We start from the raw sequence: 24,086 nt of genomic DNA on the forward strand, positions 1-24,086 counted from the left end.
CCACCTTCGGAGCGAGCGAATGTATCGCTCACCTCCTCAGATCGACGGAACGACACATTCGCTCGTTCCGGCGCTCCCAACTTCCAAGAAGGGCATGACGATGTCGGACGACAAGACGCCCGCACCCGCCGGCTGGTACCCCGATCCGAACGGGGGCCAGCGTTACTGGGACGGCACCCGGTGGCTGGACTTCCCTGGTTCCGGCGCCGTCGACGGCAAGAAGCGCCGAATCAGGAAGAAGCCGCTCCTGATCGTGCTGGCAGTCCTGCTGCTCGCCGTGGGGGGTGGGGCGCTCACCTGGAAGCTCAATCACGACGCCCAGGTTGCGGCACAGGTCGCGGCGGCAGAGGAAGCTGCACAGCGCGAAGCGGAACGCCTGGCCGCCGAGAAGGCGGCGCAGCAGCAGCGCGACGACGCCGAGCGCGCCTCCCGCGCGCGATCCGTCTCGGAGATCGAGTCGAGTGTGGAGCAGATGGCGAACAAGCACATCGACAACGGAATGTTCGACGGGCCGGTGATCGAGGTGACCTGCTCACCCGTCAACGGCGGGTCCACCGACAACCTCACCGAGACGACGACGGTGTTCGAGTGCTTCGTCGCGACCGAGGACAACGGCGACGGCACGATGAGCGGGTACAAGTACCACGCGACGATGAACTGGACGACGGGCAGTTTCACCTACGGGTTCGGGGCGCCGTAGCGACGACGACAGCCGCACGCTTCGGCGTCCTGTCGCGCCTCAGGGCGTTACGCCCGTCCCTCCACACCTGCTCCGGACATCGACAACGAAAGCGACGGTTGTCGATGTCCGGCGTTGTCCAGCCTGCGAGGTGAGCGGAGGAGAACCGAGCTCAGTGCCCCAGCCCCAGCGTGGCGCTCAGTTCGGGGATCCGGGTCGCCAAGGCGGAGTAGACGAGACGGTCGTTCACCTTGTCGTAGTGGTGCGCGATCAGGTTTCGCATCCGTCCGATCGCCACCCAGTCGACGCCGGGGAACTCGGACTTGAACGTCTCCGGCAGCTTCTCGACGACCGTGGCCACCTGGATCAGGATGTGCCGACCGTTGTTCCGCAGCACGCGCCCGTAGGGACTGTCCTCCAGGTAGGCATCCAGACCGAGTCCCACCGTGTAGGCGGCATCCGCCGCGAAGTCGGCAAGGTCCTGTAAACGACGGCGAACACGCTCGTCCGCATTCTCCTCCGACGTCACAGCTTCTCCGATGTCACAGCGCCACGGCTTCCTCCCGGGCCCGGTCCCCCACGCGCCCCCCGGCTCGCCCGTCGACGATCTCGACCCGCACGGTGAGCAGGTCTTCCAATGCTTGCTGCAACCCGAGGAGGTCGACGATGTCGTGGCGATCGCTGAAATCCACGATGAGGTCGATATCCGAGGCGAAGTCGTCGTCGCCGCGCGCCACAGATCCGAACACCCTCGGGTTCGGCAGTCCCGCCTCGGCGAAGAGTTCGCGCACTTCTTCACGTCGGGCTGCCAGAGCCTCGGAGGGGCGAACGGGCAGGGCTGCCGTCAGCGCCGAACGGGCCGGCTCGGACGGCTGCCGTCGTCCGGTCTCGATTGCGGCGATCAGAGGCTGCTTGATGCCGGAGCGCTCGGCGAGCTCCCGCTGCGAGAGACCCAGAATCCCCCGCCGGATGCGAACGAAGTCACCGAAGCCGACGGCCACGACATCACGATAACAGATATTGTTATCGCTTGAAGCGATGTGGGCCGGACGCGGCCCATGCCCCGCGGGGAGTCACGGGTTCGCTCGGATGTGCAGTTCTCGTGACGACACGCCGGGTAGTTTCAGGAAGCCAACGCAACACCCCTAGTCGAAGGGTGTGTTGGTGACGAGGAAGATTCCCTGGGAGACACGAGCAGCGGCATATCGGGGGTTGGCCCGTGGTCGATCCGCGTTGGAGCTCGGCGATACTCTGGGCGTGTCGAGAACGACGGTGAACCGGTGGGCTGAGCGTGCGGGCATGGAGATCTGCCTGGGGCATGTCGGCGGTGTGAAGCCGGTGCCGATGGACGCCGAGCCACCACGGACACCGGGTAGGTCCTACCGTCGGCTCACTGGCGGACAGGTCGTTCATCCAGGCCGCGCTGTCGCTGCCCCAACCGCTGTCGATACGCGCGATCGCTGCGGAACTGGGAAGGGCTCCGTCGACGATCGCGCGGGAGCTCGAGGCACACAGCGTCACGGACTGGGGAGAGAGCCACTACGACGCGGAACTCGCCCACTACCGGGCGTTGACGCAGCGCCCCCGTCCACGACCGGCCAAGCTCGCCGGCCCAGCCCTGCGAGGCCGGGTCGTGGCACTGTTGAATCACCGGTTCTCTCCGCAGCAGGTCGCGGCGGAACTGCAGATCCTGTTCCCCGAGCAGCCGGAGATGCACGTGTCCCACGAGACGATCTACCAAGCCCTCTACGTGCAGGGCAAAGGAACGTTGCGGCACGAGTTGACCGTGGTCAAGGCACTGCGATCCGGGCGCACCACCCGGGTGCCCCGGTCGAAGCTGCCGGCCCGCAGCAAACGGCCGTGGCTCGAGGGGGCGCTGTTGAGCGACCGCCCGGCCGAGGTGGCCGACCGGGCGGTGCCGGGGCATTGGGAAGGCGATCTGGTGGTAGGACCGGACAATTCCGGGATCGTCACCCTGGTCGAACGGTCGACCCGGTACACGCTGCTCGGGCGGCTTCCCGGCACTCGCGACAGCACCACGGTCATCGACGTGCTCACTCGTATGATCGAGGGCCTGCCCGCCGAGCTGACCCGCACGATCACCTGGGACCAAGGCAACGAGATGGCCTCGCACGCGCAGTTCACCGTCGCCACGGGCTGTCGGGTGTTCTTCTGCGATCCGCATTCGCCGTGGCAGCGCGGCACCAACGAGAACACCAACGGTCTGATCCGGGACTTCTATCCCAAGGGCACGAATTTCAACGAGGTCAGCGACGCCGATCTCGCCGAAACTCAACGCCTGCTCAACCTCCGGCCCCGGCAAACCCTCGGGTGGCGAAAGCCGTGTGACAGACTGGCCGAACTGATCGCAGGTGTTGCACTGGCTTCCTGAAACTGCCCCGGGCAACGTCCACGAGAACTGCGCGCTCGGCACAGTGCCGCTCAACCGAAGTTCACCTGACGACGAGCGTTCGCCAGGCACGTGACGGCGCCCGTCCCGAACGGACCGAACCGGTCGAACAGCACCGACGTGCCCACCGCGACGCCGGCGGCGCTGAGGTGGTGATCGGCTTCGACGCCGACCTCGGTGCCGACGGGCAGCCGCGAGAGGGTCAGCGTGAGGTCGCCGTTGATGAAGCCGACGCCCTCGTCGCTCCAGTTGGCCATGAAACTGGTGCCCTCGCCGACGACCGCGGTCCGCACGAACGGCGACATCTCCTCCCCCACGATCACCGGAATCTGCCGGGACCACATGCGTTTCCGGCTCGCGTTCTGATGCTCGGACCGCACCTGCGACCAGCCCTCAGGGTGCGCGTCGCTGCCGAACCAGGTGGGTGCGAATCCCGCCTCCGGGCCGTCGAGTGCTTCGGCGGGCGGCGTCGGGTGCTCGTCACGGGTCCAGACGGTGCCCGGCGGCTGCTCGGATGGACGCAGGTAGACGACGGTCCCGCGGGCGGTGACGTCGTCGCCCTGGATCAGGTAGGCGTCGGCGACGCGGATGCGGTTGCCGTCTCGCACGCGGGTCGTCTCGAACCGGACGGGCGCGTTCTGCACCGGCCTGAACAGGTCGACGGTGAGCCGGGCGGGGACGAACCCGTCGGGACCGTGGTCCTTGTCGAGTTCCCGGGCGAGCAGGCCGGTCACGCACGGTCCGGCCAGCATCGTCGACGACCAGGGGCTGACGGCGTACTTCGTGGGAAGGTACGTGCCGTCCGATTCGGTGAAGTATCCGCGCATGGAGTCAGGCATGCTCGGATTCTCGCAGCACTCGTTTCCTCAGCGAACGTCCCGGTCAGGTTCCGATGTCCTCACTCGTCCCGCGATGCCGTAGCCACACCATCGCCGCACCGCAGGCCAGGATGGCGGCGGTCGACGCGCCCACCGACGTCCACGTCCACGCACCCGGACTCCACCCGGCTGCGTCGTCTGTGAGCGGAGTGTAGGCCGTCCACCCGAACTGGGCGACCAGCGGCAGCGCCAGCACCGCCGGCAGAGCCAGCGAGGTGGCGGTCACGGGCGCCGTCGACGGCAGGGACGCGACGATCGTGTATGCGGCGGCGAACGGCACCACGAGGATCGTCGCCGCGAAGTTCACGTTGTCCCACGGCGGACGATCGACGATCCCGGAAGCCGCGACGAGCGCGAGCAGCCCCACGCCCACCAGGGGCATCGGCCTGCGGCGACCCAGCCATACACCAACGGCCACGAGAACCGGCCCGATCAGCAGTGCCGGCCACGCGGCCGGCGACCACAAGACGGTGCCGCCCACGGCGACGACCACCGCCGTCGCCGCCAGGAGCACCGCCCCCGTTCGTCCCCGCAGCCACAGCGCCGCGGCGACGAGCACAGGCACCGCCACCAGACCCCACAGCCACCGACCCTCCCCGAGGTCGTCCAGGGAGAACAGCGCGTGGTGGAACGACCAGTACAGTCCCGCCCCGAGGATCGGCACACCGATCCCGACGGCCACCTCCCGCCCACGCGCCCGGGCGACCGGCGCCGTGTCGTTTCGGGCGGTCAGCGCCACCACCCCTGCCGCAACGGCGGTGACGATCGCCAGCGACAGCCACACGGCATTGACCGGCTGAACGCTCGCTGCAAGGTAGGACGCGTACCGCTGAGGCGCCGAGTCCAGCTCCCGGAACTGCGCAAGCGGCTCGGCCGTCAGCAGCCCGGCGACCACCACTCCGGGCAGGGCGGCGTGCAGCTTCTCGGCGCCCAGCACGACGAGCGCGCCGAGCAGCAGGCCCGCCCCGATCGTCGCGACGTACATGTCGAACCGCCACCCTCCCGGCAGCGCGACGACGGCCACGACCATCGCGCCGACCAGGGCGGTCGCGAGCACGCGCCGGCGAATCGCTGTCGCCACGGCCAGTGCCGCGAGCCCTCCGGCTCCGGCGGCAGCGACATCGGAGGTGAACACCGGGCCGGGCAGCAACCCGTCGGCCAAGGGATAGGTGTCGACGCTCGGGGCAGCCAGCACCAGCCCCGCAGTGAACCCGCCGACGACAAGAAGGACATATCGGAAAATTGACGCCACGCCCTACCATCGCCGGGCGTCCCACCTCGGGCGTGCTCGACGCGCCGGCCTCTCTTCGGATTTCGCCACGCGCGCCCCAGAATCCGAACGCGCGTTCGAGTTGACGGCACGCGTCGGCCGTGCCACCATCCCTCCATTGGCCTGAAAACAGGTCGACCCCGGCAGGTGTTGCAGCACCGCACCGGGGTCTGGGCACACGACAGAAAGAGCTGTCATGCACCGTAGGGTGGAGTCTATCCACACGCCCGGCAGGGGCGTGTATCCGCAACCGCGCGCACGTTCCGTCGCGCCGATCTCACACCGCCGCGCCCGGTCGACGTCCTGACGCACGAGCCCCTCGGCTTCGAGGGGCTCGTCGTGCATCGCTGTTCCCGGTGTGCGCAACGGTAACCGAGACACACCGGTCCACGTCGCTACTCTCCCGTGGTCCGACGTCAGCGCACGGACGCTGCGAGCGCGACTTCGTCGTGCTCGAAACCGACTGGGCACCAGTACCTTTGTCCCCGTAGCTGGTGGCGGGGCACCTGATCGCGCGGGTCGACACGTTCGTTCGGGTCCAGCACAGCCGCACGTCGCCCGCGACGTGGGGCCGAAAGTGCTGGCCGAGAAGGTCTATCGGGGTATGGCGACCGGGCAGCGTTGGGGAAGGGGCCGAAAGGCTCAGGGACCCGTAGGGTCTCCGCTCGGTCGAGGACAGTCGCCCGCAGGGCGTCCGTCTCCTCGAAGCGTCCTGCGCCGCGGCACGTTCACCTACGCCACAACCGAGGCGCGCGATCTATCCGGCGGAAATGTCGGCACCCAGGAAGTCTTCGAGTGCCCGCACGACCTCGGCCGTCTGCTCGTCGTGCGGGTTGTGCCCGGCCCGGTCGATGATCCGAAGGCGCGCACCGGGAATGCCGGCGGCCAGCTCCCGCTGGCACTCCGGCGGGAACACGAAGTCCTCGCGCCCGGCCACGACGAGCGTGGGCGCGGTGATCCCACCGAGACGATCGGTGACCGTCCAGTCCTTCAGCAGATGCCGGCCGGCGAAGATGAGCGGCGCCGGCCGCAGCCTCGAACGCCACGCTCCGCTGCTCAGCTCGCGAGCCAGTATGTCGAGGCCGGAACGGTAGAAGTATGCGTCCCCGATCTGCGCGAAGATCGGGAAGTACTCGCGGGGAGTGAACTCGCCGGTGAACCACCGCCGCGCCAGCTCCGCCTTCTCCCGGCTGTAGCCGCGTTCGAGGAGCACCTTCGGAACGTTCTGGCGCTCCCAGTGACTGTCGGCGCCGGTGTCGAGCAGCACGAGATGCGAGACCCGCTCGGGGTAGCGCAGAGCGTACTCGAGCGCGACCTGCCCGCCGAACGAATGCCCGAGCACCGCCCACCGCTCGAAACCGAGACTCTCGCGCAGGGCGTCGGCATCCGCGGTGAGGTTCTCCCACGTCATCGTTTCGACGGGTGCACCGATCGAGCGCCCGTTGCAGCGGTGGTCGTAGAACACCAACGTGAACCGGTCCGCGCACTGCCGGAAGGCTTGCATCGTCCACATGTCCGCCGACGGTCCGCCGTGCATGACCACCAACGGAGGTCCCTGCCCGACCACGTCGACGTAGAGGGAGGTGTCCCGGATCGGGACCCGGCCGGGCCGGACGCGGTGCAGGCTGCCGCGCCATTTCACCACCGCCGACGAAGGACCACGCGAGTCGCGTCCTCGCGCCTCTCCTGTCGCCGTGTTCGAATCTGTTGCCCGCGAGTTATTTTCGATTCTTCTTTTGAGGACCACCAGCATGCGCGCCTGCATGATCCACACGACCGGGGGGAAGATTCCGGAGTAGACGAGGCGCGTAATCCATCGCGGTCGGCCCGCCTGATATCCGCTGATGACGAGGCGGGTGCGCCCGCGGGGCAGCTCCTTCAGCTGGAAGCCCCACAGTCCTTCCAGATAGCCGGACGGTCGCGGCTGCCCGGGGTCGAGGGTGCGGCCCCGCAGATCGATCAGCCCGTACAGCCCGAGGAAACGGTTCGGCTCGATCCGCGCGACCTTGTACGCGTCCATCGGTCCCGCGCCGGGCGCCCAGTACTTCAGCTGGTCGCCGGGCCGGATGTCCTGCCATTCCGGATGCACTTCCCGGGCGCTCGGGCGACCGGCATTGTCCAGGTGATCCCAGGAGTACCACCCACCGCGGTCCCAGCCCATCTGCACCAGCCACGGCCAGACCTGCTCGGGCGGCGCGTCGATGGTGACGGCCATCGCCCCCGATCGCTCCCCGTCGGGAACCAGGTCGGCGCCGGGGAACGGCCCGCTGATCTCCTCGTCGGTGGCGCCCCACCGCACGAGCCGGGGGCGCACGAGGCTCCCGTAGACCACGGCCGTCGCCGCGCCCGCCACCGCAATCTTCGGTGCGACTGCCATACGTCCAGCGTGCGCCGGGTTCCGGTGCTTCACAAGAGGCCGGCGACCCTCACATCTACCGCGACACGGTCAGTCGTCACCATCGAGCAGCTCGTGCGGCTGCCTCTCGCCTGAATCCCGCCGTTCCATCGCATCGAGCGTACGCCGGGCGTTCGCTGGTGAGCGCATCAGGTAAACGGTCTCGCGGAGCGACTCGAACACCCCGGGAGACGATCGCCACCGGCTCATCGCCCAAGCGGTGATCACGATTTCCTCTCGGTAGGCGGTGATGCGGCGTCCCGTCGCCGAACCACACGCGATCGGATCGCGGCCTCTCCCGGCGTAGTGTCAATTTCCCTCGGGAATCAGCCTTCTCAGCGCCTCGCGAGTCGGCTCGTCGGTGGAATAGATGACGGTGCCGATCATGCCCCGCGTCAGGAGAACCTTGTACACGTTTCGCACCAGACGATCGAATCGAATATCGCTGATCTTCTTCGCATTTCTGAAGTCGGGATCCTTGTTGGCCGTACGGACCGAAACGAATCCTCCGTCCCGCCACACCAGGTCCGGTCCGAGGATGACGCCGTTCCAGTCGTATTCGAAACCCTGCGCGGTGTAGACACAGCCGACCTGCCCGAAACCCCCGTCCTCGGTGGCCCACAGTGCGGCCGGCGGCGCGTCGCCGGTGCGGCGTTCGCTCTTGCTGTTCCACGGCCGTGCCCACGCGCCGATCTGCACATCCGGGACGAGACGGCCGTCCTTGTCGGGGTTGCTCCACGGCCAGCAGTACCCCGCCGTCATGCGTGCCGAGTATCCGCGGTCGCGCTGCTGCTCGAGCAGGAACTCGAGCTCCTCCGGGGAATCGGCCACGCGCACCGCGAACTGCGGATCCCCCGACCACCGCACCGGGCCACCCTCGACGAGACCGAGCAGACGCTTGACCCACAGCACGTACTCCTCGCTGCCTCCGCAGCGGAACTGCTCCCCGAGGTGCACGTGATGGGTTTCGAGTCCGAGCGTCGCGGCGTAGCGCTCGATCTGTTCGAGCGAGCCGAGTTCACCCGGCCGCACCACCTGGTGCTCGTCGAGCAGGAACACCGGGACGCGCGCCGCCGAGATGAGTTCGTCGATCTGCGGTCGATCGGTGCGCAGCTCGGCGCGGGTGTACCGATCGACGGAGGTCTCACGGATTCGGTGCGCCTCGTCGAGGATCAGCACGTCGAGGCCGTTGCGTTCGGCCGACATGAACTGGTTGAAGTACTTGAACATCTTCTGCACCCGCGGGGCGCGCGCCCCGGCGACCTTGCGCAGGGTCTGGGTGAACGAACGCGACCCGGTGGCATGCAGGACGGTGCGGCCACGGCGGGCCAGCTCGCCGAGCAGGGACAGCGCGATCACGCTCTTGCCACTGCCGGGTCCCCCGGTGACGATGACGACGCGCTTGCGGTCCGCGGCGCGGGACATCTCGACCTCGTGCAGCACCAGGTCCACGGCCAACTGCTGATTGCCGAGCAGATGGAACTGCGGCCGGTCGCGCACCTCGGCGGCGGCGACCTTCAGCAGCTGCTGGGACGGTGCGACCGCGGACTTCAAGAGTGTGTCGCCTGCGGTGTGCCCGGACACCGGGGCGAGCCGGGTGCGGAGAAAGTCGATCATGTCGCCGCGGTCGGCGGCGGTGAACAACCGGCCGGTGATCCCGCCCGGATAGGCGCGCAGCTCCGCCACCGCGGACGGATCGGTGGCGTTGTGCAGATACGCGAGTCCCGCGAGGGCATCGGGCTGATCCGCGACAGCGTGCGCGAAATCGCTCAGGTAGTCGCAGTACCCCTTGACCTGCGCGACGGGATGCAGCCTCGGCCCGCCCGGCATTCCCGCCACCTCGACGAGTTCGGGATTGTCTTCGAAGCGCCGCGCGGCCGACCACTGCTTCAGCTCCACCACGACATACGACACGGCCCCGGTGGCCGGATGAGTGCCGGCGAGCACCACGTCGGCACGCTGCGAGGTGAGCGGCAGATGGTACTCGAGCAGCATCTCGACATCGCCGAGGCCGGCATCGACGAGATCCTGCGCAAGCACCGGCAGGCTTCGGCTCCACGACTTCTGTTCGGCCTGACTGGGACGATGACCGGTGCGAAACAGCATCTGCTCCAACAACTGCTCCGCCAGCGAATCGGGCCGATCCAACTCGGCGATCCGGCGGGCAGATGTACGAAGCAGCGTCACGGTCAGGTCCCCTGGGCAGCACGAATTCAGTCGTGCGGGTGGGGACATGTCCGGGACCGCTCATCGCAGCGGAAGTCCGTCGGGCCGCAGTGGAGAGGCTAGCGGAGGGCTGCTCCCCGATGACACCGGCAGGGTCACCCGTCCGGCAGGATGAGCACATGATGTCGCTTCTCGCCGCGCCCCTCGGAGCCGCCCGCATCGCCCTGGACCGGACCGTGGAGGTCGCCGAGTTCGCGGTGTCAGTTCCCGGGCGGGTCACGAGCCTGTTCGAGGCCACCGAGGCGCTCGTCGCCCGCGTCGACGACGTGGTCACCGACGCCCGCGCGATCGTCGCGCGCATCGATGAGGTCGTCACCGACGCCCGCGCCGCCGTCGGCCGGGTCGACGAGGTCATCGACAGCAGCTCGACGGTGGTCGGCGACGCCGCGGCCGTGGCCCACCGGGCGCAGGATGTGGTGTCGTCCGCCGGCCGCACGTCCGACGCGGCCGGCGAACTGCTCGACACCTACGCGCCGATGGCGACGCGGGCCGCGCCGCTCGCGGGCCAGTTCATCGAGGAACTCAGCGCCGAGGAGGTCCACGCGGCCGTCGTCCTGCTCGATCAGCTGCCGGAGCTCGCGGACCGGATGACGGCCCTGATGCCGATCCTGGGCACGCTCGAGAGCGTCGCCCCGGAGATCCACGAGCTGCTGGGCGTCGCGAAGGACGTGCGGCAAGCGATCGTCGGCGTCCCGGGATTCAACTTCCTGCGCCGTCGCGGCGAGGACAAGGAGAACGGCGACGACGACTGACGATCACGGCTGGACGAGGATCTTGACGTTCTCCTCCTTGTTGGTGATCAGTTCCTCGAAGCCGTCCTTGACGATGTCGTCGAGCCCGATCCGGCCGGTGATGAACTGGTAGGGGTCGACCTTGCCGGAGGCGATCATCTCGATCGTGGCGGGATGATCGTTCGCGTAGGCGAGGCTGCCGAGCAGGTTGACCTCGCGGAAGACGAGGTCGTTCATGGCAACGCTCGCCTCGTGGCCCCAGATCGCGACGTTCACGCACGTGCCGCCCGCCCGGGTGGACTGGATAGCGGTCTTCAGGACCGCGTCGATGCCGGCGCATTCGAAGGAGACGTCGGCGCCACGGCCGCCGGTCAGCTCCAGCACCTGCTCGGTGACGTCGCCGTCGCGCGGGTCGATGATGTGGTCCGCCCCGGCCGGCTCGGCCTTCTTCTTCCGCACCTCGGCCGGTTCGACGACGATGATCTGCTCGACGCCCGCCGCGCGCAGCGCCGAGGTGGTGACGAGCCCGATCGGCCCGGCCCCGAACACGAGCGCCGAGTGGCTCGGCCGCGCACCCGAGAGCCGCACGGCGTGGTACGCGACGGCGAGCGGTTCGACGAGGGCGCCGACGTCGGTGCCGAGTTCGCCGAGCGGATGAATCCAGCGCCGCTCGGCGACGACGTACTGCGAGAAGCCGCCGCCGTATCCGGACAGGCCCACGAATCCCAGTGTGCTGCACACGTTGTAGCGGCCGTTGCGGCAGGCGTCGCAGCGGCCGCAGATGATGTACGGCTCGACGACCACCCGGTCGCCCACCCGCACGTCGTCCACGCCGTCGCCCACTTCCGCGACGACACCGGCGAACTCGTGACCGAGGGTGATCGGCACGGTCTCGCCGGTGATGGGGTGCGGTGCGTCGGCGGGCGGGGCGAAGATCGGGCCCTCGAGGTACTCGTGCAGGTCGGTGCCGCAGATACCGCACCACTCGACCTCGACCTTGACGGTTCCGGGCCGGGTCGCCGGTTCGGGGACATCCTCGACCCGGATGTCCCCGGGGCCGTGGAAGCGGGCTGCCTTCATGGGTCGATCTCCTCGCTGTACGGGCGTCGGACCTGTTCGGCCATGTCCGACGCGGGACCATCCGGGTGCGCCGCTACCGAGGCCGGCGCGTGATCCAGAACACAGCGCCGGCGTCGCCGCAACAAGTGTTGCAGTGCGTTGCGCCGCGGCGCCGCCGCGCGACGGGTGTGGTGCCGGCCACACAATTCGGCATATGCTCACCGCAACCCGACCGACGAGAGACGGAGACAGTGGGCAACTTCAGCGCCATCGAACCCGGCACCGACCTGCATCGATACGCGCGTGAGCTGGCGCGCATGCACGATGCGGTCATCGGCGGCGGCCGGTCGCCGCTGCGGCCGCGGTCGGTGGTGGCCCGGTCCTGGTCCCGGGTGCTCGTCGCGGGGCTGGCTCCGGACGGCAGCAACGCCCGCGCCCTGCTGCCGCTCGCCGAGGTCGAACGGCGCCGGCGGAACTCCCCGCTGTCGGGGGTGATCGGCGACCTCGAGCAGGTGGTGTGCTCCGTGGCCGAGGCGTCGCACATGTTGATGGTCGTGACCGACGCGGACGGGATCGTGCTGTGGCGGGCCGGGTCGGCCAAGGTGCGCAGCCGCGCCGACAGCCTCGGATTCAGCGAGGGCGCCCGGTGGACGGAGGCGACCGTGGGGACCAATGCGATCGGGACGGCCCTCGCCGAGGCCGCCCCTGTACAGCTGTTCTCCGCCGAGCACTTCGAGCAGTCCCAGCACCCCTGGTACTGCACCGCGGCACCGATCCACGATCCGCGCACCGGGGAACTGCTCGGCGTGGTCGACGTGAGCGGCCCCGCCCTGACCATCCATCCCACCATCAGCGCGCTCGTCGAGACGGCGGTGCGGCTCGCCGAGGCGCAGCTGTGGCGGTTGCACGAGAACCGGCTCGAACGGCTGCGCACGGCCGCGGCGCCGGTGCTCGCCTCGATGAGCGGGCCGCTGCTGCTCGTCGACGAGCACGGGTGGGTGGCGCACGCGTCGGGCGTTGCGGCCACCAAGCGCGTGGCGGCGCCGACGTCCGAGCGGACCTTGAGCGTGCCCGGCCTGGGCCTGTGCGTGCCGGAGCAGCTCGCGCACGGCTGGCTGATCCGGCCAGCGGGTGGCCCGGCGCGGATGGCGATCGAACTGGACCTGTCCGGCACGCCGACGGTCGTCGTCAGCGGCGCCGACTCGGCGTGGCGCAGCCCGCTGTCCGCCCGGCACGCCGAGATCCTGCTCCTGCTGCACCTGCGGGGGCCGCAGGGAATGACGGTGACCGAGGTGAGCAACGGCATCTACGGCGACCCGGACCACGCCGTCGCGGTGCGGGCGGAGGTGTCCCGGCTGCGCCGCGTCCTCGGCTCCGTCGTCGAGAGCCGGCCCTACCGGCTCGCCGACTCGGTCGACATGACGCTCACCCTCGGAACGGCCGAACGCCTCGCGGACTGCGCGTTCGTCCGGCACGCGACCAGCCCGGCCGTCCGCGCGCTCGCGGACGGCCGGTGAGAGCTCAGGCCCGGTAGGCGTCCGTCCCGGCCCGGCTGAGCACCAGACGCGGCAGCACCGCACGGGAGGACAGCCGCAGCACCGCATCGACGAGTTCGACGACGTCGTTCACCTCGAGCATCTCCTCGGCGGGGATGCGGTCCTTGATCCAGTCGGACATGTCGGTGTCGACGTAGGCGGGTGCGATCGCGGACGCGCTGACACCGTTGCCGGACTCCTCGGCGTTGAGCGTCTCGACCAGAGAGATCAGCGCCGCCTTCGTCGCACCGTACACGGCCAGGCCGGCCTCGGCGTAGACCCCGGTGATCGACGACAGCGCAACCACTTTCGCACCGCGGCCTGGGGCGGCGGTCGCGGCCTTGCGCAGCAGCGGCAACGATGCCTGGATCAGGGCGAAGGGGGTCTCGAAGTTGACGGACACCGTCTTGCCGAAGCGCCGCATCGGGAACTCGGCGATGGTGCCGGCGGTGCCGACGCCGGCGTTGAGCACGAGCGCCCGCATGCTGCCGAACGTCTCCTCGTGCGCCGCGACGACGCGTGCCGCGGTGTCCGGGTCGCCGAGGTCGGCGGCGACGACCCGGACCTCGGGCGCACCGGCGTCGCGCAGGCCGGCGGCCACCGCGTCGAGCCGCGCCTCGTCGCGCGCGGTGAGGGTCAGACCGTAGCCCTGCTCCGCGAGGCGGGTGGCGACACCGAGCCCGATGCCGCGGGATGCGCCGGTGACCAGGGCGCTGGGGTTCACGAGATCGGTTGTCACGCTGCGCCTCCCCGCAGTGCCTCCAGGCCGGCGGCCGCGAAGACCGGTACGGCCTCCCCTGCCCGGTCGAAGCCGTCGCCGACGGTCGCCCCCACGCGCCAGCGGTGGTTGATGCCCTCGGCGATGACGGCGAGCTTGAAGTTCGCCAGGCCCATGTAGAAGTTCCAGTGGGCGAGTTCGCGGCCCGTCGCCACCGCGTAGCGCTGTGCGAGGTCGTCGGCCGACGGCAGGCGCGGGCTCGTCCACGCGGCGGATTCGCCGAGCACCTGATCGAGCGCGGGGTTGCGGTACACGCACATCAGGGCGACGTCGGTGAGCGGGTCACCGAGCGTGGACAGTTCCCAATCCACCACCGCCGCAATCTTTCCGGCATCGGCAGGATCGAGAATGGTGTTGTCGATCCGGTAGTCGCCGTGCACGATCGACGCCGCCGACGACGCGGGGATCGCGTCGGCGAGGGCGGCGTGGAGCCGATCGAGGTCGTCGAGGTCGCGAGTCTTGACCCGGTCCCACTGGCCGGCCCACAACTTCACCTGCCGGGTGACGTACCCGTCGGGGCGGCCGAGGTTTCCGAGGCCGACGGCCTCGTAGTCCACCGAGTGCAGGGCGGCGAGCACGCGGACGAGCTCGCCGGTGCACGATTCGATCTCGTCGTCGCTCAGGGTGGCGAGGTCCTCGGTCGTGCGGATCACCCGCCCGGTGACGTGCTCGACGACGGTGAACGGAGCGCCCATCACGGAGTCGTCCTCGCACAGGACGACGGTCTGCGCGACGGGCACGCCGCAACCCTGCAGCGCCGACGTGATGCGGAACTCGCGGGCGACGTCGTGTGCGGACGGGGTGAGCCCTGCCGTCGGCGGCCGGCGCAGCACCCACCGCGACGTGTCGTCGAAGATCGCGTACGTCAGATTCGACTTGCCGCCGGAGATGAGTTCGGCGCGCAGTTCGCCGTCGAGGGCGATGCCCGAGTCCTCCAGGTAGCGGTGCAGGGCACTCAGGTCGAGTCCCTCGTGCTGTGCGGTCTTCATGCCCGGCTCTCCTTCGCGGCGGCGGCCTTCTTCGCGGCGCCGACGGCGCGCTTGGCGATGGCCCAGCGGTGCACCTCGGAAGGCCCGTCGTAGATGCGGAACGGGCGGACCTCGCGGGCGAGCCGCGCGACGGGCAGGTCGGCGGAGACGCCGAGGCCGCCGCACATCTGCATCGACCGGTCGACGATGCGGAACACCGCCTCGGCCGCGAAGGTCTTGGCGATGGACGTGGAGTTGGACGCGTGCGAGCCCTGGTCGAGTTCCCAGCACGCCTGCGTCAGCAGGGCACGGGTGGCGGCGATGTCGATCTCGTTGTCGGCGACCATCTTCTGGATCATGCCGAGGTCGCCGAGCTTGCCGCCGAAGCCTTCCCGCTCGGCGACGCGGGCGACGGCGATGTCGTGGCCGCGGCGCGCCGCGCCGAGCCAGCGCATCACGTGCGTCATGCGGGCGGGCCCGAGCCGTACCTGCGCGTAGGCGAAGCCCTGGTCGACCTCACCGAGGACGGCGGAATCCGGCACGAACAGGTCCTCGAAGAACACCTCGCAGTGACCGCCGATCATGGCGCGGTCGATGGTGTCGATGTGCCGGCCGACGGTCAGGCCCGGGGTGTCGGCGGGGGCGAGGAACATCGTGGCGCCGCCGCGCTGTCCGGGTTCGCCGGAGGTGCGGGCCATGATGATGAAGAATCCGGCACCGTCGGCCCCGGTGATGAAGTACTTGCGGCCGTTGATCTTCCAGCCACCGGGGACCTTCTCGGCGCGGGTGGTGAGCGCGTTGGGATCGGACCCGGCGCCGGGTGCCGGTTCGGTCATCGCGAATCCGGACCGCACGTCGCCGTGGGCGAGCGGCGCGAGGAACTGCTCCTTCTGTTCCGGGCTGGCGATGTGCGCGAGCATGTGCACGTTGCCCTCGTCGGGGGCGGCGATGTTGAGTGCGATGGGCCCGAACAGCGAGTAGCCCGCCGCCTCGAACACCGGGGCGCGGTCGACCATGCCGAGTCCGTGGCCGCCGTACTCGACGGGCGCGTGCGGCGCGAAGACGCCGGCGTCCTTGGCCGCCTGCTGCAGCTTCACCCGCAGGTCGTCGCCCCCGGCGGCGGTGATGTCACCGTTGTGGGCGTCCTCGACGGGCAGCACGTGCTCCCGGACGAACTCCTCGGTCCTCGCCACCAGTGCCTGGACGTGTTCCGGGTACGACAGATCGACAGCCATCGCGATTCCTCCTCCTCACCCCGACCGATCGATCGCTCGGTTACGACAACCGTGACACACCCCACCCCGCGCGGTCAACCCGGACGATCTACCGGGCGCCCACGGCGCAGTCCCTACCGGGCGCCCACGGCGCAGTCCCTACCGGGCGCCCACGGCGCAGTCCCTACCGGGCGCCCACGGCGCAGTCCCTACCGGGCGCCCACGGCGCAGTCCCTACCGGGCGCCCACGGCGCAGTCCCTACCGTGCGCCCACGGCGCAGTCCCTACCGTGCGCCCACGGCGCAGTCCCTACCGTGCGCCCACGGCGCAGTCCCTACCGTGCGCCCACGGCGCAGCGCGCGATGGCGAGGTAGCGGTGGACGACCTCGTCGGGAGCAAGCGGCCCGTCCGGTCGGTACCACCCGGCGACGGCGACGCACATGGTGGTCACCGCCCGGCTCGCGTCCTCCGGGAACTCGGTACCGAACTCCCCGCTCGTCACCCCGTCCCGGACGATCTCGTCGAGCATCCGCTGCTGCTCGTCGCGCAACGCGATGTAGGCCTTCCGGCTGTCCGGTTCCATGCTGCGCATCTCGGTGGAGGCGACGAAAGCCTGATTGCGCCGGAACATGTGGAACCGCAAAAGGGACTCGACGACCGCGTCGAACCGCTCGGAGGCCGTGGGGCCGGCCTCCGCCAGAGCCCGCCGGCTGCGGTCGAGCAGATCGCCCATCACCGCCGTCGTCAGCGAGACCAGCAGCGCCTGCTTCGACGGGTAGTGGTGGTACAGGCCCGGCACCGACAGCCCGGCCCGGGCGGCGATCTCCCGGATCGAGGTGCCGTCGTAACCGCGCTCGGCAAACGCCTCGAGTGCGGCCTCGAGCGGCTTGGGCAGGGTCGACGGCCCGTACTGCCGCCACGATCCCGATTCGACGGCTTCCTCACGCGTTTCCATGGCTTCACCGTAGGCGACCCCGAGGGGCCGGCCGAACGTCACCGCCGGCGGGCCGGCCGAACGTCACCGCCGGCCGGCCCGTCACCGGATCGCGGTGCCGGTGCCGGCTCCCGTCAGTAGTCGTCGTCGCCGTAGAGCACCATGCCGCGCAGGTTTCGGCCCTCGTGCATGTCGGCATAGCCGTCGTTGATGTCCTCGAGCCGGTATGTCTTGGTGACCAGCTTGTCGAGCTCGAGCTGTCCACTGCGGTAGAGGTCGAGCAGCTTCGGGATCTGCGAGCGCGGGCCGACACCACCGAAGATCGCGCCCTGCAGGCGCTTCTGCAGCAGGGTCAGCTCGAACAGGCTCAGCGTCACCTGGGTGTCGGCGGCGCTGCCCATGCCCACCACGACCACCTGGCCGCCCTTGCCGGTCAGCGCCATCGACGGGGCGATGATGTCCCCGTGGATCTCACCGACGGTGATGATCGTGACGTCGGCCATCGCACCCCAGGTGATCTCGCCGATCACCGGCAGCGCCTCCTCGATCGAGGCGAACGTGTGGGTCGCCCCGAATTTCTTGGCCTGATCCCGCTTGAACTCCACCGGGTCGATGGCGACGACGTGCCGGGCACCCGCGTGCGCGGCCCCCTGCACCGCGTTGATGCCCACGCCGCCGATGCCGATCACGACGACGGAGTCGCCCACCTTGGTGCCGCCGATCGCCGTCGCGGAGCCCCAGCCCGTGGCAACGCCACAGCCGAGCAGGGCGGCCTTGTCGAGCGGGATGTCGTCCTCGATCTTGATGACCGAGGCCTCGTGCACGGTGACGTAGGGCGCGAACGTGCCGAGCAGGCACATCTGGATGACCGGATCACCATTGAGGGTCACCCGGTGCGTCTTGTCGGCGATGGCCTGCCCGGTGAGGAGGTTCGCCCCCTCGTCGCAGATGTTCTGCAGGCCCTTCGCGCACGAACGGCATCGCCCGCACGCGGGGATGAAGGCGAGCACGACGTGGTCGCCCTCCCGGATGTTGGCCACTCCCGGCCCGACCTTGGTGACCACGCCGGCGCCCTCGTGCCCGCCGAGGACGGGGAAGGACGCCATCGGCGTCGCGCCGGAGCGTAGATGTTCGTCGGAGTGGCACAGTCCGGACGCGGCCAGACGCACCTGCACTTCACCGGCGACCGGGTCTCCGAGGTCGATCTCCTCGATCTCCCATGGCTGATTGAGCCCTTTGATCACCGCAGCCTTGGTCTTCACGAACCCTCCCACCGGATCCACTGTGAACTGTGTCACCATGAGTAGAGCAGGACGAGCGTCCGCATGGACGACTTTGAGGATCTCCCCGGGACGCGAGTTACCTGATACCGTGGGTAACGGAAATGTCCTCATGGAGGTACACGATGATCCACATCCGCCACACCGCCGTTGCGGAGGTTCCCCTCGAGGTGGCGTTCGCCTACCTCGACGATCACCGCACGGTCCCCGAATGGATGTACGGCGTCAACCGCTTCGTGCCGGTGGGACCGCAGGTCAACGGCCTCGGCGCGGTCTTCGACGCGACCATGCAGATCGGACCGAGGGGCCTCGACTCCCGCCTCGCGATCGTCGACTGGGAACTCGACCGCAGGATCGTTCTCGACTCCATCGCGGGGTTCCGCACCGCCTCGTCGTGGGAACTCGCCGACCTCGGCGACGGGCGGATCCGCCTCGACGTCGACTTCGGATACCAACTTCCCGGCGGCCTGGCCGGACGGGCGCTCGGCAAGCTCATCGAACCGGTGGTGGGCACCGCGATCCGCCAGACCGAGCAGGCGCTGCGCTCGAACCTCGGCCGCGTCGCCTGAGCGACGCGCCACCTGCGCAAGGATCCGATCAGCGGGAGGATGCGTACCCTCGCACGGCGATCGGCACGGACACGGCAAGGATCACCGCCGTCCAGGCGAAGGCCGCGACGACCGGATGCTGCATGGGCCAGGCCGCGTCGGCGGCGACCGTCGTCCCGGATCCGAACAACTGCCGCAGGGCCGCGACCACGGCGCTGACGGGGTTCCATTCGGCGATCGTCGCGACCACGGCCGGCATCGTCTCGGTGGGGACGAAGACGTTGGAGAACATGACCGCCCCGAAGATCAGCGGCGCCACCTGCTGCAGCATCTGCTCGTCGCGGATCGAGGCGCCGAGCACAATCCCGAGCCACGCGAGCGCGAACCGGAACGCGAGCAGCAGCAGCACGGCAAGCGCCACGTCGGCGGGGGTGGCCTCGACCCGCCATCCCGCGAGAAATCCCACGGCGGCCATCGTCGCCAACGCCGAGGCGCCGGTCACCGTCTCCGCGAGTGCGAGGCCCGCCGGCACCGCAACCGGCGGGACGGGCAGAGCCCGCAGTCGGTCCGTCAGGCCGCTGCGGAGGTCGGCGTTCACGGTCGACGCGGTGACGACGATCCCCATGGCCGCGACGAGGACGAGGACTCCGGGCGTCAGGTACGACCGGTAGGCGGCAGCGTCGGATCCGCCGGCGAGCGCGCCGCCGAATACGAAGCCGAACAGCAGCATCATTCCCAGCGGTGCCGCGAGGGTCACCGCGAGCAGGCCGGGCGCGTTCCGGTACGTCGCGGCCACCCGCAGGAACAGAATCCAGGCACCCGCCGCCGGCGAGACGGTGCGGGTGGCGGTGGGGGCAGTCATGCGGGAATCCCTTCGGTCGGGCGACCGGTAAGTGCGAGGAAAGCGTCGTCCAAGGTGGCGCGCCGGCGGCCGATGTCCTGCACCGCGATGCCCTCCGCGTCGAGGGCGCGCAGGATCGGCAGCAGGGCGGCCGGCTCACCGTCGAATCCGAACGTCAGCCGCAGCGGCGCATTCTCGTCCCGGGCCGGCGCGTCGACGGGTCTTCCGCCGAATCGCTCGACGATCGCGGCGACGTCGCCCCGCCGGTGCGGATCGAGCACGACGACGTCGAGGCCGCTGCCCACGGTGCGGGCTATCGCGTCCGGCGTCCCGGTGGCGACGACCCGACCGGCGTCGAGGATGGTGACCGTGTCCGCCAGCCGCTCGGCCTCGTCGAGGTACTGGGTCGTGAGCACGACGGTGGTGCCTTCCTCCACGAAAGACCGTACATACCGGTAGATCTCGTTGCGGCTGTGGGGATCGAGGCCGGTGGTGGGCTCGTCGAGGAAGAGCACCGCGGGACGGACGACCATGCCCGCGACGATGTCGAGCCGCCTTCGCATGCCGCCGGAGTACGTGTGCACCTGCCGGGCCGCGGCGTCGGTCAGGTCGAAGCGCTCGAGCAGGTCGTCTGCGTGCCGGCGGGCGCCCCGGGCGCTATACCCGTTCAGGCGGGCAACCATCGTCAGGTTCTGGGTGCCGGTGAGGCGGGGGTCGACCGCGTGGTACTGGCCGACGAAGCCGATGTTGCGCTTGACGTGAGCAGCCTCGCGGACGGTGTCGTGACCGAGGATCCGGGCGCTGCCGGAGGTCGGTCGCAGCAGGGTCGCCAGCATCCGCACGGTCGTGGTCTTGCCGGACCCGTTGGGGCCGAGCAGCGCGTGCACCCGACCAGCGGGCACCTCCAGGTTCAGCCCGTCGAGCACGAGATGGCTGCCGTACCGCCTGGTGAGCGCCTCGGTTTCCAGAACCGTCATTCCGACCTCCACGATTGGGAACATCGTTCGCAATTACACCGTACGCGTCTGCGAACGTCGTTCGCAACTGTCCGGGTAGTGCATGCTGGCACCCATGCCGCATGCCGAACCCCCGACCTCGCTGTGGTTGCGTGCCGACGACCCCAGGCCCGGGCCGCGCCCTGCCCATACGCTCGAGCAGCTCGCCGAGGCGTGCGTCGGCCTCGCCGACGCAGACGGGCTGCGTGCCGTTTCAATGCGGCGCGTCGCGCAGGAACTCGGGACGGCGGCCGCCTCGCTCTACCGCTACGTCGCAGGCAAGGACGATCTCGTCGCTCTCATGGTCGACCGCGTCGCCGCGGAGTACCGGTACCCGCCCCTGACCGGGGACGTGCGGACCGACGTCCTCGCCCTCGCGGAACAGGCCCGGCAGCTGCACCGTCGGCATCCGTGGTTGAGCGTCGCGGGCACGACGACACTGGGTCCGCACTCGATGCGATACCTCGACCACATGGTCGGCGCCCTCGCACCGACCGGCCTCGACGCCACCGCGACCATGATGGGAATCGCCCTGCTCTCAGGCTGGGTCACCACCTTCGCCGCGCAGGAGGCGGCGGGGTTGTCCGCCCCCACCGCCGGTGGCGGCGCCGAGCACATCACCGCCATGCTGGCCCACGGCGACTACCCCCACCTGGCCGGCCTGCTCGCTTCCGCGGGCGGGAACGCCGGCGCCACACCCGTCGACAACGATGCCGCGTTCCGGGCCGGGATCGAGGCACTGCTGTTCGGCATCGCGCCGCACCCGTGAGCGAGCCCGCTCGCTTCGGGCGACAAATTCTTGGAGAACAAGGGAATTCACGCGCCCTTCCGGAATCCGCCCACACAGGTGCGCGGGCGGATCCCGGAGACGCGAGCAAGTCCGCTAGGTTCACCGGCGGAGGTGCCGCCGGATGACTGACGATCGCCGCATGATCCACGTGTGCCACGACGGCGTGGCGCACGTGGACCGCCAGGCCGCCTTCGCCTACGTCGCCGATCACCGCACGGTCCCGGAGTGGATGTTCGGAGTCACCCGCTTCGAGCCCGTGGGTGATCGGGTCCGCGGCGTGGGCGCGCGCTTCGACGCGAGCATGCGGATCGGGCCGGCCACCTTCGACTCCCGGCTCGAGATCGTCGAGTGGGAAGACAACCACCGGATCGTGCTGAGCTCGATCTCCGGCTTCCGCACCCTGTCGTCGTGGCAGTTCGACGATCTGGGCGACGGTCGCATGCGCCTCGCCGTCGACTTCGGCTACCGGCTGCCCGGCGGCGCGGCCGGTCGCGCGGCGGGGCTGCTCATCGAGCCGCTGGTGGGCACGATCGTCCGCCGGACCGAGCACGCGCTGCGGGAGCAGGTCAGCCGGATCTCCTGACCCGCCGCGCGTCCGGTCAGAAGTTGCCGCGCGCCGCCTGCTCGCGCTCGATCGCCTCGAACAGGGCCTTGAAGTTGCCCTTGCCGAAGCCGAGCGAACCGTGCCGCTCGATCAGCTCGAAGAACACCGTCGGGCGATCGGTGATCGGCTTGGTGAAGATCTGCAGGAGGTAACCGTCCTCGTCCCGGTCCACGAGGATGCCACGCTTCTGCAGTTCCTCGATCGGCACCCGCACGTTCCCGATCCGCGCGCGCAGCTCGGGGTCCTCGTAGTAGGCGTCGGGCGTGGCGAGGAACTCCACGCCCTCCTCGCGGAGCCGGTCGACGGCGGTGAGGATGTCGTTGGTGGCCAGCGCCAGGTGCTGCGCGCCGGGACCACGGTAGAAATCGAGGTACTCGTCGATCTGCGAGCGCTTCTTCGCGACGGCCGGCTCGTTGAGCGGGAACTTGACGCGGTGGTTGCCGTTGCAGACCACCTTGCTCATCAGGGCCGAATAGTCGGTGGCGATGTCGTCACCGATGAACTCGGCCATGTTGGTGAAGCCCATGACGCGGTTGTAGAAGCCGACCCACTCGTCCATGTGGCCGAGCTCGACGTTGCCGACCACGTGGTCGAGGGCCTGGAAGATCCGCTTGGGCGCGCCGTCGCGCTTGCGGTAGGTCGACGACTTCTCCACGTAGCCGGGCAGATACGGGCCCGTGTAGCGGGACCGGTCGACGAGCGTGTGGCGCGTCTCGCCGTAGGTGGCGATCGCGGCGAGCCGCACCGTGCCGTACTCGTCGCTGATCTCGTACGGCTCCTCGAGGACCGTCGCGCCCTGGGCCCGGGCGTGCGCGATGCACTTGTCGACGTCGGGCACCTGCAGCGCGATGTCCACGACGCCGTCGCCGTGCCGGCGATGATGCTCGACGAGAGGGCTGTCCGGATCGACCGCACCCTTGACCACGAACCGCACCGCCCCGCTGCGCAGGACGTAGGCGTGGTGGTCGCGGTTGCCGGTGGTGGGACCGGAGTAGGCGATCAGTTCCATCCCGAACGCGGACTGGTAGTAGTGCGCGGCCTGGGTGGCGTTGCCCACCACCCACACCACCGCATCCCAGCCGCTGACGGGGAACGGGTCCCGCTCGGCGTCGTACTCGACGAGGCCGACGAGCTGCCGCAGTTCCTCGGGGTTCAGCTGGGCGAGCTTCTCGCTGTCGGTGAGGGTGAACTCGAGAGTCATGTCAATTCCTCCTGCCGCCGGACGCGGCGCCATCGGTGTGTCGTGTGTCACCAGGAAAAACCCCGTCGCGGCGACGGTGCAATCTCGCCTCTCCCAGCTGATCGACCTGACTGGAAAAGGCGGGATGCCGGGCGAGCCGCTATACAATCGGCACAGTTTCCGCCGCCTCTTCGGAAGGAACGGCCATGCGTGACGCCGTGCAGCTGGACGAGTTGGATTTCGCGCTCCTGGACACGCTGCACACGGATCCGAAGATCGGCGCCCTGGAGCTGTCCCGGAGGTTGCGGGTGGCGCGCGCGACGGTCTCGGCACGGCTGCGCCGGCTCGAGGAGTCCGGGATCATCGCCGGCTACGAACCGCGGCTGGACCTGGCGGCCGCCGGATTCGAGGTCCAGGCCTTCGTGACGATGGAGATCGTCCAGGGCGCGCTCGAAGCGATCACCGATGTCCTCGAAGCGATTCCGGGGGTGCTCGAGGCGTTCGCGACGACCGGCGCCGGCGACATCCTGTGCCGGATCGCCGCGGACTCCCACCTCGGTCTGCAGCAGACGCTGATCGAACTGAACCGGTCGTCGATCGTCGCCCGGTCGACCAGCGTCATGGTGCTGTCGGAGGTGGTGCGGTACCGGGCCATGCCGCTGCTCCGCACGCTGCAGCCGGGCAAAACCGCCAAAGCGCCCGCCTACCGTCGGTAGAGCTGAAGGTCGGCGCGCTCGCCCCCGCCCGCCGAAAACGTCGAAACAGCTCTGC

Annotated in this window: 23 protein-coding genes; 8 read left to right on the forward strand and 15 right to left on the reverse strand. The window is 69.6% G+C overall.

What is annotated here, in order from left to right; all coding sequences use genetic code 11:
- Window positions 1–94: 94 nt before the first annotated feature.
- On the forward strand, window positions 95–700 hold the full coding sequence (locus KZJ41_RS25515) for a DUF2510 domain-containing protein (RefSeq protein ID WP_231772376.1): 606 nt from the start codon (window positions 95–97) through the stop codon (window positions 698–700).
- A 151-nt stretch (window positions 701–851) separates the two neighbouring features.
- Here KZJ41_RS25515 and KZJ41_RS25520 read toward each other — a convergent pair whose 3' ends face one another.
- Window positions 852–1,208, reverse strand: a complete 357-nt coding sequence (locus KZJ41_RS25520; protein ID WP_050036019.1) for a DUF86 domain-containing protein — start codon at window positions 1,206–1,208, stop codon at window positions 852–854.
- A 13-nt stretch (window positions 1,209–1,221) separates the two neighbouring features.
- Window positions 1,222–1,680, reverse strand: a complete 459-nt coding sequence (locus KZJ41_RS25525) for an XRE family transcriptional regulator (RefSeq protein WP_006939934.1) — start codon at window positions 1,678–1,680, stop codon at window positions 1,222–1,224.
- A 440-nt stretch (window positions 1,681–2,120) separates the two neighbouring features.
- Here KZJ41_RS25525 and KZJ41_RS25530 point away from each other — a divergent pair, with 440 nt between their 5' ends.
- Entirely contained in the window at window positions 2,121–3,071 is a 951-nt protein-coding gene (locus KZJ41_RS25530) for an IS30 family transposase (protein WP_373566490.1), read from the forward strand.
- Window positions 3,072–3,121: 50 nt separating this feature from the next.
- Here KZJ41_RS25530 and KZJ41_RS25535 read toward each other — a convergent pair whose 3' ends face one another.
- The 4 genes from KZJ41_RS25535 to KZJ41_RS25550 all read right to left on the reverse strand — a co-directional run bounded on the left by KZJ41_RS25535 (window position 3,122) and on the right by KZJ41_RS25550 (window position 9,819).
- Window positions 3,122–3,928 (reverse strand): acyl-CoA thioesterase domain-containing protein, encoded by an 807-nt coding sequence (locus tag KZJ41_RS25535; RefSeq protein ID WP_029546446.1) that lies wholly within the window; start codon window positions 3,926–3,928, stop codon window positions 3,122–3,124.
- 43 nt (window positions 3,929–3,971) lie between these two features.
- Entirely contained in the window at window positions 3,972–5,219 is a 1,248-nt protein-coding gene (locus KZJ41_RS25540; protein ID WP_065921973.1) for a hypothetical protein, read from the reverse strand.
- Between the two features lie 775 nt (window positions 5,220–5,994).
- Complete coding sequence (locus KZJ41_RS25545) at window positions 5,995–7,614, reverse strand: alpha/beta fold hydrolase (protein ID WP_065921972.1); 1,620 nt, start codon at window positions 7,612–7,614, stop codon at window positions 5,995–5,997.
- Window positions 7,615–7,941: 327 nt separating this feature from the next.
- Window positions 7,942–9,819 (reverse strand): DUF2075 domain-containing protein, encoded by a 1,878-nt coding sequence (locus tag KZJ41_RS25550; protein WP_065921970.1) that lies wholly within the window; start codon window positions 9,817–9,819, stop codon window positions 7,942–7,944.
- Window positions 9,820–9,977: 158 nt separating this feature from the next.
- On the opposite strand from KZJ41_RS25550, the gene KZJ41_RS25555 reads away from it, so the two are divergent.
- Window positions 9,978–10,610: a hypothetical protein gene (locus KZJ41_RS25555; protein ID WP_006939950.1), complete on the forward strand. Its 633-nt coding sequence runs from the start codon at window positions 9,978–9,980 to the stop codon at window positions 10,608–10,610.
- 3 nt (window positions 10,611–10,613) lie between these two features.
- Here KZJ41_RS25555 and KZJ41_RS25560 read toward each other — a convergent pair whose 3' ends face one another.
- Entirely contained in the window at window positions 10,614–11,669 is a 1,056-nt protein-coding gene (locus KZJ41_RS25560; protein ID WP_029546450.1) for a 2,3-butanediol dehydrogenase, read from the reverse strand.
- 230 nt (window positions 11,670–11,899) lie between these two features.
- Between KZJ41_RS25560 and KZJ41_RS25565 the strand changes: the two genes are divergently transcribed.
- Window positions 11,900–13,165, forward strand: coding sequence for a GAF domain-containing protein (locus tag KZJ41_RS25565; RefSeq protein WP_006939953.1), 1,266 nt, complete (start codon window positions 11,900–11,902; stop codon window positions 13,163–13,165).
- Between the two features lie 4 nt (window positions 13,166–13,169).
- On the opposite strand, the gene KZJ41_RS25570 is transcribed toward KZJ41_RS25565, so the two are convergent.
- From KZJ41_RS25570 to KZJ41_RS25590, 5 genes are all read right to left on the reverse strand, one after another.
- Window positions 13,170–13,922, reverse strand: coding sequence for an SDR family oxidoreductase (locus tag KZJ41_RS25570; RefSeq protein WP_006939955.1), 753 nt, complete (start codon window positions 13,920–13,922; stop codon window positions 13,170–13,172).
- Window positions 13,919–14,950 (reverse strand): phosphotransferase family protein, encoded by a 1,032-nt coding sequence (locus KZJ41_RS25575; RefSeq protein ID WP_029546452.1) that lies wholly within the window; start codon window positions 14,948–14,950, stop codon window positions 13,919–13,921. The genes KZJ41_RS25570 and KZJ41_RS25575 overlap by 4 nt, the downstream gene beginning before the upstream one ends.
- Window positions 14,947–16,164 (reverse strand): acyl-CoA dehydrogenase family protein, encoded by a 1,218-nt coding sequence (locus KZJ41_RS25580; RefSeq protein ID WP_043798040.1) that lies wholly within the window; start codon window positions 16,162–16,164, stop codon window positions 14,947–14,949. Before KZJ41_RS25580 ends, KZJ41_RS25575 begins: the two co-directional genes overlap by 4 nt.
- Before the next feature lie 313 nt (window positions 16,165–16,477).
- Window positions 16,478–17,098 (reverse strand): TetR/AcrR family transcriptional regulator, encoded by a 621-nt coding sequence (locus KZJ41_RS25585; RefSeq protein ID WP_006939960.1) that lies wholly within the window; start codon window positions 17,096–17,098, stop codon window positions 16,478–16,480.
- A 113-nt stretch (window positions 17,099–17,211) separates the two neighbouring features.
- Complete coding sequence (locus KZJ41_RS25590) at window positions 17,212–18,339, reverse strand: NDMA-dependent alcohol dehydrogenase (protein ID WP_161994812.1); 1,128 nt, start codon at window positions 18,337–18,339, stop codon at window positions 17,212–17,214.
- Window positions 18,340–18,482: 143 nt separating this feature from the next.
- On the opposite strand from KZJ41_RS25590, the gene KZJ41_RS25595 reads away from it, so the two are divergent.
- The gene (locus KZJ41_RS25595) at window positions 18,483–18,926 is read left to right on the forward strand and encodes an SRPBCC family protein (RefSeq protein WP_006940694.1); all 444 of its coding nucleotides are present in this window, start codon (window positions 18,483–18,485) and stop codon (window positions 18,924–18,926) included.
- Between the two features lie 28 nt (window positions 18,927–18,954).
- On the opposite strand, the gene KZJ41_RS25600 is transcribed toward KZJ41_RS25595, so the two are convergent.
- On the reverse strand, window positions 18,955–19,767 hold the full coding sequence (locus KZJ41_RS25600) for an ABC transporter permease (RefSeq protein WP_050036026.1): 813 nt from the start codon (window positions 19,765–19,767) through the stop codon (window positions 18,955–18,957).
- Window positions 19,764–20,723, reverse strand: a complete 960-nt coding sequence (locus KZJ41_RS25605) for an ATP-binding cassette domain-containing protein (RefSeq protein ID WP_251549804.1) — start codon at window positions 20,721–20,723, stop codon at window positions 19,764–19,766. Before KZJ41_RS25605 ends, KZJ41_RS25600 begins: the two co-directional genes overlap by 4 nt.
- A 94-nt stretch (window positions 20,724–20,817) precedes the next feature.
- Between KZJ41_RS25605 and KZJ41_RS25610 the strand changes: the two genes are divergently transcribed.
- Both KZJ41_RS25610 and KZJ41_RS25615 read left to right on the forward strand, forming a co-directional pair.
- Window positions 20,818–21,510: a TetR/AcrR family transcriptional regulator gene (locus KZJ41_RS25610; protein ID WP_231385959.1), complete on the forward strand. Its 693-nt coding sequence runs from the start codon at window positions 20,818–20,820 to the stop codon at window positions 21,508–21,510.
- Between the two features lie 160 nt (window positions 21,511–21,670).
- Window positions 21,671–22,114: an SRPBCC family protein gene (locus KZJ41_RS25615; protein WP_006940686.1), complete on the forward strand. Its 444-nt coding sequence runs from the start codon at window positions 21,671–21,673 to the stop codon at window positions 22,112–22,114.
- 16 nt (window positions 22,115–22,130) lie between these two features.
- On the opposite strand, the gene hppD is transcribed toward KZJ41_RS25615, so the two are convergent.
- A complete protein-coding gene (gene hppD / locus KZJ41_RS25620) occupies window positions 22,131–23,336 on the reverse strand; it encodes a 4-hydroxyphenylpyruvate dioxygenase (protein ID WP_006940681.1) in 1,206 nt (401 codons plus the stop codon).
- 185 nt (window positions 23,337–23,521) lie between these two features.
- On the opposite strand from hppD, the gene KZJ41_RS25625 reads away from it, so the two are divergent.
- Window positions 23,522–24,031 carry an Lrp/AsnC family transcriptional regulator gene (locus tag KZJ41_RS25625; protein ID WP_006940680.1) on the forward strand — a complete coding sequence of 170 codons (510 nt, stop codon included), beginning with the start codon at window positions 23,522–23,524 and terminating at the stop codon, window positions 24,029–24,031.
- The last annotated feature ends 55 nt before the right edge of the window (window positions 24,032–24,086 follow it).

The organism is Rhodococcus sp. 11-3 (genome assembly GCF_023704055.1).
Lineage (GTDB): Bacteria > Actinomycetota > Actinomycetes > Mycobacteriales > Mycobacteriaceae > Rhodococcus > Rhodococcus aetherivorans.

What these genes read in the sequence shown, in the direction of transcription:
- KZJ41_RS25615 (WP_006940686.1), top strand. Translation starts at nt 21,671, where the DNA reads ATGATCCACGTGTGCCACGACGGCGTGGCGCACGTGGACCGCCAGGCC.
- KZJ41_RS25600 (WP_050036026.1), bottom strand. Translation starts at nt 19,767, where the DNA reads ATGACTGCCCCCACCGCCACCCGCACCGTCTCGCCGGCGGCGGGTGCC.
- KZJ41_RS25610 (WP_231385959.1), top strand. Translation starts at nt 20,818, where the DNA reads ATGCCGCATGCCGAACCCCCGACCTCGCTGTGGTTGCGTGCCGACGAC.
- KZJ41_RS25535 (WP_029546446.1), bottom strand. Translation starts at nt 3,928, where the DNA reads ATGCCTGACTCCATGCGCGGATACTTCACCGAATCGGACGGCACGTAC.
- KZJ41_RS25580 (WP_043798040.1), bottom strand. Translation starts at nt 16,164, where the DNA reads ATGGCTGTCGATCTGTCGTACCCGGAACACGTCCAGGCACTGGTGGCG.
- KZJ41_RS25605 (WP_251549804.1), bottom strand. Translation starts at nt 20,723, where the DNA reads ATGACGGTTCTGGAAACCGAGGCGCTCACCAGGCGGTACGGCAGCCAT.
- KZJ41_RS25625 (WP_006940680.1), top strand. Translation starts at nt 23,522, where the DNA reads ATGCGTGACGCCGTGCAGCTGGACGAGTTGGATTTCGCGCTCCTGGAC.
- KZJ41_RS25555 (WP_006939950.1), top strand. Translation starts at nt 9,978, where the DNA reads ATGATGTCGCTTCTCGCCGCGCCCCTCGGAGCCGCCCGCATCGCCCTG.
- KZJ41_RS25585 (WP_006939960.1), bottom strand. Translation starts at nt 17,098, where the DNA reads ATGGAAACGCGTGAGGAAGCCGTCGAATCGGGATCGTGGCGGCAGTAC.
- KZJ41_RS25595 (WP_006940694.1), top strand. Translation starts at nt 18,483, where the DNA reads ATGATCCACATCCGCCACACCGCCGTTGCGGAGGTTCCCCTCGAGGTG.
- KZJ41_RS25575 (WP_029546452.1), bottom strand. Translation starts at nt 14,950, where the DNA reads ATGAAGACCGCACAGCACGAGGGACTCGACCTGAGTGCCCTGCACCGC.
- KZJ41_RS25545 (WP_065921972.1), bottom strand. Translation starts at nt 7,614, where the DNA reads ATGGCAGTCGCACCGAAGATTGCGGTGGCGGGCGCGGCGACGGCCGTG.
- KZJ41_RS25515 (WP_231772376.1), top strand. Translation starts at nt 95, where the DNA reads ATGACGATGTCGGACGACAAGACGCCCGCACCCGCCGGCTGGTACCCC.
- hppD (WP_006940681.1), bottom strand. Translation starts at nt 23,336, where the DNA reads ATGACTCTCGAGTTCACCCTCACCGACAGCGAGAAGCTCGCCCAGCTG.
- KZJ41_RS25560 (WP_029546450.1), bottom strand. Translation starts at nt 11,669, where the DNA reads ATGAAGGCAGCCCGCTTCCACGGCCCCGGGGACATCCGGGTCGAGGAT.